Genomic DNA, 11,953 nt, shown 5'->3' with positions numbered 1-11,953 from the left:
GGTGCCGGCCCCCTGCCGTTCGCCGACGTGCCGTTCACTGACGCGCCGTCCGCTGACGTGCCGTCCGCTGGTGGTGCGTCAGGCGACGGGGCGTCAGTTCCAGTCGAAGCCGGCCGGGTCGGGCCCGATCCGCTGCCCGGTGGCGATGCCCGCGACGGCCGCCAGGTCCTCGGCGTCCAGCTCGAAGCCCGTGACGTCCAGGTTCTCCCGGATCCGGGCGGGGGTGACCGACTTCGGGATGGCGATCACACCGGACTGCAGGTGCCAGCGCAGCACCACCTGCGCCGCCGTGCGGCCGTGCTTGGCGGCGACGGCCAGCAGGGCGGGCTCGGCCAGCAGGTCCTTGCCCTGGCCCAGCGGGCTCCACGCCTCGGTGGCGATGCCGTGCTCGGCGTGCAGGGCGCGCAGCTCCTCCTGCGGGAAGTACGGGTGCAGCTCGATCTGGTTGAGGACCGGCTTCACCTCGGCCTCCTTCAACAGCAGCTCCAAGTCCGGCACGCGGAAGTTGGAGACGCCGATCGCCCGCACCCGGCCCTCGGCGTGCAGCTGCTCGAAGGCGCGCCAGATGTTCAGGAAGCTGTCGCCGTGCATCGGGCGCGGCCAGTGGATCAGGTACAGGTCCAGCACGTCCAGGCCGAGGCGGCCGAGCGACTCGTCGAAGGTGCGCAGCACCCGGTCGCGGCCCTGCGCGCCGGACCAGTCGACGGTGCCCGAGTTCCACAGCTTGGTGGTCACGAACAGCTCGTCGCGGGCCACGCCGGACTCGGCGATCGCCTGGCCGGTGCCCTTCTCGTTCTCGTAGATCTCGGCGGTGTCGACCGAGCGGTAGCCGGCCTCCAGGGCGGCGCGCACCGCCGGGACGGCCTCGGCGTCCGGCACCTGCCAGACGCCGAAGCCGAGCTGCGGGATCCGCACGCCGTTGTTCAGCGTGATCGAGGGGATCGGGGGGACTGCGGGGGTGCTGGTCACGGGAAGGGGTGCCCTTCGGTTGTGCTTCTGCTTCCGGAGGGCTGGCAACGGCGGTGAACACCGGCTTATTCCCGCCCGCCGGGAGTTCCCCGGAACGGATGAAAGCGGGACGGGACGGCGGCCGGAACGGGCCGGTCCGCCGGAAAACCCGTTGCGTGCGTCACACCGCGGGGGTCAGGCTCACCGCATGTGACGAGCCGACCACCCGTTCCGCCGCGCACCTCCGACGCGCCGGGCCCCACCCGGCCCGGCTGACACGCCCGCCCGCGTCGGCGCCCCGCCCACCGCGTCGGCGCCCCGCCCACCGGGCCGGCCGCCCTGCCCCGTCCCACCCCGCAACGGAGCGACCATGCCGCTCGTCCCCCTGCCGCTGTCCGACCCCGGCAGCCCCGACCTCAGCTCCCCGCGCGCCTTCCTGCGCTGGCTCGGCCGCGCCCAGCGCCGCGGCCGGCTGCTCGCCGTGCTGTGGAGCACGCTGGAGCTCGGCGCGATGGCCGCGCTGCCCGTCGCGGTCGGCCGCGGCGTCCAGGCCGTCGTCGACCGGAACACCCGGGCCCTGCTCGCGGCCGGGCTGCTCGCCCTGCTGCTGTCCGCCGTGCAGACCGCGATGACGGTGCTGCTGCACCGCCAGGTGGTGTGGAACTGGATCCAGGCCGCCTCCCAGATCCGCCAACTGGTGGCCCGCCAGGCGTCCGCGCTCGGCGGCGGGCTGGGCCGGCGGATCGCCACCGGCGAGATCGTCGCCGTGTCCAGCGGCGACGTCGAGAAGATCGGCTGGTACGTCGAACTCACCGCCCGGCTGTACGGCGCGGTGCTGGCCTGGCTCGGCGTCAGCACCGTGGTGCTGTGGCGCCAGCCCGGCCTCGGCCTGGCCGTGCTGCTCGGGGTGCCCGTGCTGGCCGCCGCGGTGTGGCCGCTGCTCGGGCCGTTCGAGCGGCGGTACGACGAACAGCGGGCGCTCGGCGGCAAGGCGTCCGAGCTGGCCGCCGACACGGTGGCCGGGCTGCGGGTGCTGCGCGGCATCGGCGGCGAGGAGCTGTTCCTGAACCGGTACCGGGCCGCCTCCCAGCGGGTCCGGGCCGCCGCTGTCCGGGCCGCCCGCACCTGGGCGGTCATGCAGGCCCAGGAGGTGCTGCTGCCCGGCCTGTTCGTCGTCGGCGTCACCTGGTACGGCGCCCGGCTCGCCCTCGACGGGTCGATCGGCGTCGGTGAGCTGATCGCCGTCTACGGCGCCACCGCCTTCCTCGCCGCCCCGCTGCGGGTCATCGGCGAGGCCGCGCACGCCTGGAGCGTCGCCCGGGTCTCCGCCGGGCGGGCCGTGAAGGTCCTCTCGCTGGCCAGGGAGGACGGGCCGGAGGACGGCGCGGAGCCGGCCCGGGAGGCCGGGGCGGAGCTGCTGCGCCGGGCCGACCGCTCCGACCTGCACGACCCGGTCAGCGGGCTGACCGCCCGGGCCGGGCGGCTGACCGCCGTGGTCTGCGGAGACCCGGACGCGGCGGGCGAGCTGGCGGCCCGGCTCGGCGGCCGGCCGGTGCCCGCCGAGGGGCAGCGGCCGCACCCCTCCGTCCGGCTCGGCGGCGTCGAACTGGACGGCGTGCCGCTGGCCGCCGCCCGGGCCGCGGTGCTGGTCCACGACAAGGAGCCGGTGCTGCTCTCCGGCACCCTGGCCGAGCTGTTCGACGTCCCCCGCTCCGGCCGGGTCGCACCCGCCGAGGCACTGGCCGCCGCCCGCGCGCAGGACGCGCTGGACGCGCTCGTCGACGGCTCGCCCGAGTGCGCGGGAGACCCGATGGCGGCCCGGATCACCGAACGCGGCCGCTCGCTCTCCGGCGGCCAGCGGCAGCGCCTCGCCCTGGCCCGCTCACTGGTCGCCGACCCGCCGGTGCTGGTGCTGGACGAACCGACCAGCGCGGTCGACGCCCACACCGAGTCCCGGATCGCCGCCGGCCTGAGCGCACTGCGCTCCGGGCGCACCACGGTGGTCTTCGCCACCAGCCCGCTGCTGCTCGACCGGGCGGACACCGTCCTGCTGCTCCAGCACGGCCGGGTCGCCGCCGCCGGCACCCACCGCGAACTGATGACCGGCGAGCCGCGCTACCGGGCCGTCGTCACCCGGGACGAGGGCCCGCCCGGAGCCCCGGAGCCCGCGGGCATGACGGCCGCCGCCGGGCCCGGCCCGGCAGGGGGCGCGCCGTGACCGGGCACCCGCACCACCGCAGGAGCAGGCGCCACGACCGCGGCAGCGGGCGTCCGCACGACCACCGCAACCGAAGGAGCACGCCGTGAAGCCCCCCGAGATCCACGAGCAGGGGCCGGTCACCACCCTGCCGGTCGGCTCCGCCGAGGCGGTGCGGGCCTACGGGCGGATGCTGCTGCGGCGGCACCGCGGCGGCCTGGCGGGGGTGGTGGCCCTGCACGGGACGGCGACGCTGGCGGGGCTGGTCGGGCCCGCGGTGCTCGGCTCGCTGGTGGAGTCACTGGCCACCGGCGGCGGCGGGCGGGTCACCGCCGCGATCGGGTGGTACCTGGCCGCGCTGGTGGTCCAGTCGGTGTTCACCGGACTGTCGCTGCTGCGCGGCAGCGTGCTCGGCGAGGAGGTGCTGGCCGACCTGCGGGAGGACTTCCTGGTCCGCTCGGTGGCGCTGCCGCTCGGCGTGCTGGAGCGGGCCGGCACCGGAGACCTGGTCTCCCGGGGCACCACCGACATCGACCGGCTGGCCCGCTCGGTGCGCGACGCGGTGCCCGAACTGGTGGTCGCCCTGGTCTCGGTGGCCCTGGTGCTCGGCGCCCTGGTGGTGACCTCCCCGCTGCTGGCCGCCACCGCCGTGCTCGGCCTGCCGCTGCTCCTCCTCACCTCCCGCTGGTACTTCCGGCGGGCCCCGCAGTCCTACCGCAACGAGTCGGCCGGGTACGCCGCGGTCAACACCGTGCTCGCCGAGACGGTCGACGCGGGGCGGACGGTCGAGGCGCTGCGGCTGGGCGGGCGCCGGGTGGAACTGACGGACCGGAAGATCAAGAGCTGGATCGACTGGGAGCGGTACACCCTCTGGCTGCGCAGCGTCTGGTTCCCCACCGTGGACGGCACCTACGCGCTGGCCGTGCTCGGCACCCTGGTGCTGGGCGGCCTGTTCGCCCTGCACGGCCTGATCAGCCCCGGCCGACTGACCACCGGCGTGCTGTACGCCCAGGCCCTGGTGCACCCGGTCTCCCGACTGCTGCGCTGGTACGACGAGCTGCAGATCGGGCAGACCTCGCTGGCCCGGCTGGTCGGCGTCCGCGAGGTCGCCGACCCGGAGACCGACCCGGAGCTGCGCCCGGACGGCCGCCGGGTCGAGGCCCGGCAGGTCGGCTTCGGCTACCGCGAGGGCACGGACGTGCTGCGCGACATCACGCTGGACGTCGAGCCCGGCAGCCGGGTCGCCCTGGTCGGGCCGTCGGGGGCGGGCAAGTCGACGCTGGGCCGGCTGCTCGCGGGCATCTACGCGCCGGGCCGCGGCCGGGTCACGCTCGGCGGGGCGCAGCTGTCGCGGATGCCCGCCGAGCGGGTGCGCACCGAGGTCGCGCTGGTCAACCAGGAGCACCACGTCTTCGTCGGCACCCTGCGGGACAACCTGCACCTGGCCCGGGCGGACGCCGACGACACCGAGCTGCACGCCGCGCTCGCCGCGGTCGACGCCACGGAGTGGGTGGAGGCGCTGCCGGGCGGGCTGGACACCGAGGTCGGCTCCGGCGGCACCGCGCTGACGCCCGCCCAGGCCCAGCAGCTCGCGCTGGCCCGGCTGGTGCTGGCCGACCCGCACACCCTGGTGCTGGACGAGGCCACCTCGCTGCTCGACCCGCGGGCGGCCCGGCACCTGGAGCGCTCGCTGGCCCGGGTGCTGGCCGGGCGCACGGTGGTGGCGATCGCGCACCGGCTGCACACCGCGCACGACGCCGACGTGATCGCGGTGGTCGAGCAGGGCCGGATCACCGAGTACGGGTCGCACCCGGAACTGGTGGCCTCCGGCGGCCCGTACGCGGCGCTCTGGCGCTCCTGGCGGGACGAGCGGTAGGGGGGAGCGGGGGCGGGCCGCTTCCGGCCGGGCGCGGCGGGAGCCGCCCGGGAGCCGCCCGGGGCGCGGACCGTGACGCGGACGGGGCGCGGACCGTGACGCGGACGGGTGAATGGGCGGCGGTGGCGGGGTGGCGCGGCGGCCGGTGGGTAGCGGGCGGGCGCAGACTGCGGGGGTGACCAAGACATCAGGCGGTTCTCCGTCAGGCACCCAGCGCAACGAGATCGCGGGGATCCCGACCCGGTACATCGGGATCGGCGTCATCGTGGTGCTGGCGGTCTGGTTCCTGTTCGCCAACCTGGACAAAGTGAAGATCCAGTTCTGGGTGTTCACCGTCACCTGCCCGCTGTGGATCGCGCTGCTGGCGACGCTGCTCGCCGGGACGGCGCTGGGCTGGCTGCTGAAGGGGCGGCGCACCAGGTGACGGCCCCGGGGGAAGGCACGGGGGCGCCGGCCGGGGAGCGGGCCGGGGAGCGGGTCGGGGAGCCGCTGATCGAACTGCGCGGGGTGAACAAGCACTTCGGGCAGCTGCACGTGCTGCAGGACATCGACCTCACGGTGGGCCGGGGCGAGGTCGTGGTGGTGATCGGCCCCTCCGGGTCGGGCAAGTCCACGCTGTGCCGGGCGATCAACCGGCTGGAGACGGTGGAGAGCGGCACCATCCTGATCGAGGGGCAGCCGCTGCCCGCCGAGGGCAAGGGGCTGGCGAAGCTGCGGGCCGAGGTGGGGATGGTCTTCCAGTCCTTCAACCTGTTCGCGCACAAGACGGTGCTGCAGAACGTGACGCTCGCTCAGGTCAAGGTGCGCAAGCGGGGGAAGGCCGAGGCCGAGGCCAAGGGCCGCCGGCTGCTGGAGCGGGTCGGGCTGGCGGCGCACGCGGACAAGTACCCGGCGCAGCTGTCCGGCGGCCAGCAGCAGCGGGTGGCGATCGCCCGGGCGCTGGCGATGGACCCGAAGGCGCTGCTGTTCGACGAGCCGACCTCGGCGCTCGACCCCGAGATGATCAACGAGGTGCTGGAGGTCATGCGCGCGCTGGCCGCGGAGGGGATGACCATGGTGGTGGTCACCCACGAGATGGGCTTCGCCCGGTCGGCCGCCAACCGCGTGGTGTTCATGGCCGACGGGCGGATCGTCGAGGACCGCGTCCCCGAGGAGTTCTTCGCGGACCCGCGCAGCGAGCGCGCCAGGGACTTCCTCTCCAAGATCCTGAAGCACTGATGGGGCCGGGGACGATGGGACGGGTCGGGGCGCTGGTGCTCGTGCTGCTGCTCGGGGCGGCGGCCTGCGGCAAGGAGGGCACCCCGCCGCCGAAGGGCCCGCAGGCGGGCGCGCTGCCGAGCTACCAGGTGCGCGGCGGCGACGCCGTCACCGGTTCGCCGACCCTGGACGCGGCCCGTTCGCGCGGCCACCTGGTGGTCGGCGCCAAGGAGGACCAGCCGTACCTGGGGCAGAAGAACCCGGCCACCGGCGAGTACTCCGGCTTCGACATCGAGATCGCCAAGATGGTCGGCGCCGACCTGGGCTTCGCCCCCGACCAGATCGAGTTCCGCACCATCGCCTCCGCCAACCGCGAGACGGCGCTGCAGAACGGGCAGGTCGACTACTACGTGGGCACCTACACCATCAACGACAACCGCAAGAAGCTGGTCGGCTTCGCCGGGCCGTACTTCATCGCCGGGCAGTCCCTGCTGGTGCGCAGGAACGAGACGAAGATCGACGGCCCGCAGGACCTGGCCGGCCGGAAGGTCTGCTCGGCCGCCGGGTCGACCCCCTACCAGCGGATCCAGAAGGACTACCCGCAGGCGAAGCTGATCGGCTACGACACCTACTCGGCCTGCGTGGACAACCTGATCACCGGCCAGGTCGACGCGGTGACCACCGACAACGCGATCCTGCAGGGCTACGCGGCGAAGGTGCCGGACGAGTTGAGGATCGCCGGGCAGCCGTTCTCCAAGGAGCCGTACGGCATCGGCGTGCCGAAGAACGACACCGCGCTGCGGCTGGCGCTGGACGACGCGCTCCAGCGGCACGAGCAGAACGGCGACTGGAAGAAGGCGTACGAGGCGACGCTCGGCCTGTCCGGGGTGCCCGCGCCCGAGCCGCCGGCCATCGACCGGTACCAGTAGGAGGGAGGAGGACAGTGCACGTCCTGACCGACAACTGGTCCACGTACTGGCACGGGTTCCTCGGCACGCTGTGGCTGACCCTGGTGAGCGCGGCGCTGGCCCTGGTGCTCGGCGCGCTGGTCGCGGGGTTCCGGGTGTCGCCGGTGAAGCCGCTGCGGGCGTTCGGGACCGGGTGGGTGACGGTGCTGCGGAACACGCCGCTGACGCTGCTGTTCTTCATCGTGGTGCTGGGGCTGCCCCGGTTCGACATCACGCTGCCGTTCTTCACCTTCGCGGTGCTGGCGCTGGGCTGCTACACCTCGGCGTTCGTCTGCGAGACGCTGCGCTCCGGGGTGAACACGGTGCCCGCCGGGCAGGGCGAGGCGGCCCGCAGCCTGGGCCTGACGTTCAACCAGACGCTCGGCCTGGTCGTCCTGCCGCAGGCGTACCGGGCGGTGGTCGCCCCGCTGGGCAGCGTGATGATCGCGCTGGCGAAGAACACCGCGATCGCCGGGTCGTTCAGCGTGGTCGAGCTGCTCGGCACCTACCGGACCATCAACGAGCTGGGCTACGGCATCGTCTGGACCTTCGTCTGGATCGCGCTCGGCTACCTGATCCTGACGCTGGCGATCAGCGCCCTGTTCAACCTGCTGGAACGACGGGCGGCGGTGTCCCGATGACGGCCGGCGCCCCGACGACGGAGGTGTTCCGATGACGGTGGAGTCCTCCGCGCTGTACGACGTGCCGGGCCCGAAGGCGCTGGCCCGGCACCGGCTGTACGGCTGGCTGGCGCTGCTGGTGATCGCCGCCGTGCTCGGCTGGGTGGTCTACATGCTGTTCCACACCCAGCAGTTCACGTACCAGAAGTGGATGCCCTTCGAGTACAAGGGCGTCCAGGAGCTGCTGCTGCGCGGCCTGGGCAACACCCTGAAGGCGTTCGGCTGGACGGTGCTCTTCGCGCTGCCCTTCGGCGCGCTGTTCGCCGCCGGGCGGCTCTCCGAGCACCGGGCGGTGCGCTGGGTGTCCACCGTGGTGGTGGAGTTCTTCCGGGCGATGCCGCTGCTGGTGATGATCTTCTTCATCTTCGTCGCCCTCAAGGCCCCGCCGATGTGGGCGCTGGTCGCCGGGCTGACGCTGTACAACGGCTCGGTGCTGGCCGAGGTGTTCCGGGCCGGGGTGCTGGCGGTGCCCGCGGGGCAGAAGGAGGCGGCGTACGCGCTGGGGCTGCGCAAGACCCAGGTGATGACGTACGTGCTGGTGCCGCAGGCGAACCGGGCGATGCTGCCGACCATCGTCAGCCAGCTGGTGGTGGCGCTCAAGGACACCTCGCTCGGGTTCCTGATCACCTACGAGGAGTTCCTGCACGCCGGGAAGCTGATCGCCACCAACCTGGACTACGACCTGCCGTTCATCCCGGTGGTGATGGTGATCGCCCCGGTCTACATCGGCATGTGTCTGCTGCTGTCCTGGTTCGCCAAGTGGCTGGAGCGGCGCGGGCGGCGCGACCCGAAGGTGAAGGGCGGCGCGCCGGTCGCCCCGGCGGGGCTGACGCCCGATCCGCAGGGGTAGCCGACGGTGACCGGGCAGGTCGGTTAGGGTCAGTGGGCCGACGATCGATGCCGATCCCCGAGGAGTCGCCGCATGTCCGTGCCGCCCGTGGAGTCCGCAGGGGCCGTGCTGCCCAGTCGCCGGGAGCTGGCCGAGCCCGAGGTGCTCGACCGGCGGCAGGGCCCGAGCGGCGAGGTGGTGCTGCGGCGGCGCGGCGGGCACTGCGAGGTCATCGTGAACGGCTGCTTCCTGATGGACACCGTCGACGGACGCTCCGAGCGGCTGCTGGTGGCGGCCGCGCTGGACGCACTCGCGGGGGTGGAGCGCCCCGGCGTGCTGATCGGCGGGCTGGGCGTCGGCTTCTCGCTGGCGCACGCCGCCGCCGAACCGCGCTGGGGGCGGATCGCGGTGGTCGAGCGGGAGGCCGCGATCATCGACTGGCACCGCACCGGCCCGCTCGGCGCGTTCTCCGCCGGGGCGCTGGACGACCCCCGGGTGGAGGTGCTGCACACCGACCTGGTCGCCCACCTCGCGGCGGACGGCGAGCGCTACGACGCGCTCTGCCTCGACATCGACAACGGGCCGGACTGGACGGTCGGCGCCGAGAACGACCGGCTGTACGGGCCGGCCGGGCTGGCGCACGCCGCCGCCCGGCTCAACTCCGGCGGGGTGCTGGCGGTGTGGAGCGCCCAGCCGTCCGCCGCCTTCGAACGGGCGCTGCGCGAGGCCGGGTTCACCGATGTGCGGACCGAGGAGATCCCGGTCGAGCGCGGCGTGCCGGACGTCGTCCACCTGGCACGCCGCGCCTGAACCCGCCCGCTACCTCAGGCCGTTGGCGAGCACCGTCATCGACTCGCCGTCGGCGGTGTCACCGCCGAAGGACCAGGTCATCGCCCCGGCGAGGCCCTGGTCCTTGATCCAGCCGGCCTTCCGGGTGATCTCCGTCGGGTCGGCGGGCAGGAAGGCGCTCGGCGTGCAGTGCTTGCCGGTGGTGGCGCCGAGGGCGTCCGGTTGGCGGCGGAACTCCTGGGCCAGCAGGGTGCAGTCGACCTTGTCGGCCGGGCGGACCACGTTGCCCAGGTGGCCCTCCGAGTCCGGCCACTCCCAGTCCAGGTCGATGCAGGAGGAGACCAGCGCCTTGCGGGAGGCGTCGGTGGCCGCCGCGTCGGAGAACCACTTGCTGTAGGACCAACCGCCCAGCGAGATCTGCACCTTGAGGTTCGGGTACTTGGCCTTGGACTGCTTGAGCTGGTTGAGCTGGTTGAAGTTGCCGGCCGGCTTCTGGTCCCAGGTGTCGGTCGTCCCCGCCACCGAGGTGCCCACCGGGGTGCCGGGCGCGGAGGGGGCCTCGGTGTCCGGTGGCGGCGGGGTGATGTCCACCGTCGCCGGGGCGGAGGCCGCCGTCGGCGGCGTGCGTGCTCCACTGCTTGTGGGGGAGGAGGTGTGCGTGTGCAGGTGCGGCGGATCTCCCGGCCGTCGGGGAGCGCGGAGGGCCTGTGTCATCGGAGGGTAGGGAGGAGGTAATGGAATGGCAATGGGTCTGGACCACGCGGGATCTTCCGCGCTGAGGAGGGCGTTCGCGCTCCGGACGGATCGGCGGGCGGGTGCCGGGTCACGGGGGAGAGGTGGGGGTGATGTGTGCGACACGCGTTCCCAAGTGCCCGGCGGTGCGGCATGATCATTGACATGCTCGAACATGAGATCGAACTGCTGGGTCAGCTCCTGGAGGAGTTCGGCGCCCTGCGGTTCCCCCCGGACTGGTACGACCGGGAACCCGGCGGCGAATCCCTGGTCACCCTGGCCACCACCCTCGCCGGCTGCACCGTGGCCACCCTCGACGGCCCCCTCGGCGCCCGCCACCGCGAGCACCTGCGGCAGCGCCGCGCCCTCCTCGCCGAACTGCTGCCGGCCGTCGCCGCCGACTCGTACGCCACGGGCTACTTCGTCACGCTCTACCGGATGGCCGTCCTGGCGGAGGAGGTCGACGACCGGCGGGCGCAGCGGGTCTGACGGGCCGTCGGCGTCAGAACAGCGGCTCCTGCCCGGGGAACGGGACGTCGGGCTCGCGCAGGACGGCGCGCAGCCGCTCCAGCCCGCCCCGCCAGGCCAGGTAGGAGGCGTAGTCGTACCAGCCCTCGGTCAGGTCGGAATCGGGGCCGAGGGCCCGGACGACCGCCCTGGCCGCCAGCGGGCGCAGCTCGGCGAGCGGGGGCAGCGGCTGCTTCGGGCCGTACGCGGTGGTGACCGGCTCGCCGTCCGGGCACTGCGCGGCGACCAGCGCGGCGGCGGCGACCGCGGGCAGGCCGAGGTGGTGCTCCAACTCGTCCGGCGCGCGCACGGCGCGGGACAGGGCGGTGCGGACCAGCTCGGCGCGCTGCTCGGGGGCGGCGTCGTCCAGGTCACCGCCGAAGTCGGCGGCGTCGTCGTTGTCGAACGGGCCGGGGCCCCAGGTGCCCACGTGTGCTCTCCTCCGGTGGTGGGGCCTCCTCCGGGGGCCGCTCCAGCAGGACGGCGGCGTCCGGGAAGGGCGTCGCGGTGGTCGGTGGTGCGGCGGAGGTGGCGCCTGCTCGGCTGCTCGGCTACTCGGCCCGGAGGACGGCGTGCAGGCGGGCGACGGCGGCGCGCCAGTCGGCGGACAGCTCGGTCTCGTCCCAGAGTTCGGCCAGTTCGGACTCCTCGGCCAGCACCCGCCGCACCGCGGCGGCCGCCAGCGGGCGCAGCTCGGCGAGCGGGGGCAGCGGCTGCTTCGGGCCGTACGCGGTGGTGACCGGCTCGCCGCCCGAGCAGTGCGACGCGACCAGGGCCGCGGCGGCGAGGGCGGGCACGGCGACGTCCGAGTCGAGGTAGTCGTCCGCCGTCACTTCCGCGGCCTCGGCGAGGGTGGCGCGGAGCAGCTCGGCGCGCTGCTCCGGGGCGGCGTCGTCCAGCTCTCCGCCGAAGTCGGCGGCGGTGTCGTTGTCGAAGTGGCCGATGTCCCAGGCACCCACGGTGACCTCCTGTGTTGGTGGTGCGAGGAGCTTCGCAGGAGGTGCTGACAGCGGGGCGGCCGGCGGGCTCCGGGGCCGCCGCCGGCGGTGTTCGCTGCCGTGGTTCCCCGGGCCCTGGTAGGGCCCGGGGAACGGGGGCTCAGCCGAAGGGGCTGCTGGCGGGCGGGGCCGGCGGCGCCTGCGGGGCGGCCGGGGCGGGGCTGGTGGTCTGGGCGAAGGGGTTGAAGTCCGCCGGGGGGACCTTGACCAGGCGGCCCTTGGTGGGGTCGGCCTCCTCGGCTTCCTCGGCGGG

The 11,953-nt window shown here is 74.3% G+C and carries 13 protein-coding genes; 9 read left to right on the top strand and 4 right to left on the bottom strand.

What is annotated here, in order from left to right; translation table 11 throughout:
- Positions 1-93 precede the first annotated feature (93 nt).
- Positions 94-969 carry an aldo/keto reductase gene (locus ACFUEL_RS23870; protein WP_380238782.1) on the bottom strand — a complete coding sequence of 292 codons (876 nt, stop codon included), beginning with the start codon at positions 967-969 and terminating at the stop codon, positions 94-96.
- Between the two features lie 349 nt (positions 970-1,318).
- Between ACFUEL_RS23870 and ACFUEL_RS23865 the strand changes: the two genes are divergently transcribed.
- The 8 genes from ACFUEL_RS23865 (at position 1,319) to ACFUEL_RS23830 (ending at position 9,484) form a co-directional block, all read left to right on the top strand.
- On the top strand, positions 1,319-3,166 hold the full coding sequence (locus ACFUEL_RS23865; RefSeq protein WP_380238781.1) for an ABC transporter transmembrane domain-containing protein: 1,848 nt from the start codon (positions 1,319-1,321) through the stop codon (positions 3,164-3,166).
- A gap of 85 nt (positions 3,167-3,251) precedes the next feature.
- A complete protein-coding gene (locus tag ACFUEL_RS23860; RefSeq protein WP_380238780.1) occupies positions 3,252-5,021 on the top strand; it encodes an ABC transporter ATP-binding protein in 1,770 nt (589 codons plus the stop codon).
- A gap of 175 nt (positions 5,022-5,196) precedes the next feature.
- Positions 5,197-5,445: a LapA family protein gene (locus ACFUEL_RS23855; protein ID WP_380238779.1), complete on the top strand. Its 249-nt coding sequence runs from the start codon at positions 5,197-5,199 to the stop codon at positions 5,443-5,445.
- 65 nt (positions 5,446-5,510) lie between these two features.
- A complete protein-coding gene (locus ACFUEL_RS23850; protein ID WP_380238783.1) occupies positions 5,511-6,239 on the top strand; it encodes an amino acid ABC transporter ATP-binding protein in 729 nt (242 codons plus the stop codon).
- A 14-nt stretch (positions 6,240-6,253) separates the two neighbouring features.
- Positions 6,254-7,147: a glutamate ABC transporter substrate-binding protein gene (locus tag ACFUEL_RS23845; protein ID WP_380238778.1), complete on the top strand. Its 894-nt coding sequence runs from the start codon at positions 6,254-6,256 to the stop codon at positions 7,145-7,147.
- 14 nt (positions 7,148-7,161) lie between these two features.
- A complete protein-coding gene (locus tag ACFUEL_RS23840) occupies positions 7,162-7,806 on the top strand; it encodes an amino acid ABC transporter permease (RefSeq protein WP_380238777.1) in 645 nt (214 codons plus the stop codon).
- 31 nt (positions 7,807-7,837) lie between these two features.
- A complete protein-coding gene (locus ACFUEL_RS23835; protein WP_380238776.1) occupies positions 7,838-8,695 on the top strand; it encodes an amino acid ABC transporter permease in 858 nt (285 codons plus the stop codon).
- Between the two features lie 72 nt (positions 8,696-8,767).
- Complete coding sequence (locus tag ACFUEL_RS23830; RefSeq protein ID WP_380238775.1) at positions 8,768-9,484, top strand: spermidine synthase; 717 nt, start codon at positions 8,768-8,770, stop codon at positions 9,482-9,484.
- Positions 9,485-9,493: 9 nt separating this feature from the next.
- Here ACFUEL_RS23830 and ACFUEL_RS23825 read toward each other — a convergent pair whose 3' ends face one another.
- On the bottom strand, positions 9,494-10,054 hold the full coding sequence (locus tag ACFUEL_RS23825) for a glycosyl hydrolase family 18 protein (protein ID WP_380238774.1): 561 nt from the start codon (positions 10,052-10,054) through the stop codon (positions 9,494-9,496).
- Positions 10,055-10,360: 306 nt separating this feature from the next.
- Between ACFUEL_RS23825 and ACFUEL_RS23820 the strand changes: the two genes are divergently transcribed.
- On the top strand, positions 10,361-10,684 hold the full coding sequence (locus tag ACFUEL_RS23820) for a hypothetical protein (protein ID WP_380238773.1): 324 nt from the start codon (positions 10,361-10,363) through the stop codon (positions 10,682-10,684).
- Between the two features lie 13 nt (positions 10,685-10,697).
- On the opposite strand, the gene ACFUEL_RS23815 is transcribed toward ACFUEL_RS23820, so the two are convergent.
- Positions 10,698-11,132: a DUF4259 domain-containing protein gene (locus tag ACFUEL_RS23815; RefSeq protein WP_380238772.1), complete on the bottom strand. Its 435-nt coding sequence runs from the start codon at positions 11,130-11,132 to the stop codon at positions 10,698-10,700.
- A gap of 121 nt (positions 11,133-11,253) precedes the next feature.
- Complete coding sequence (locus ACFUEL_RS23810) at positions 11,254-11,661, bottom strand: DUF4259 domain-containing protein (RefSeq protein ID WP_380238771.1); 408 nt, start codon at positions 11,659-11,661, stop codon at positions 11,254-11,256.
- Between the last annotated feature and the right edge of the window lie 292 nt (positions 11,662-11,953).

The sequence above is a fragment of the Kitasatospora sp. NPDC057198 genome, assembly GCF_042670125.1.
Classification (GTDB): domain Bacteria; phylum Actinomycetota; class Actinomycetes; order Streptomycetales; family Streptomycetaceae; genus Kitasatospora.
This window is presented reverse-complemented; position numbering and strand designations above follow the sequence as displayed.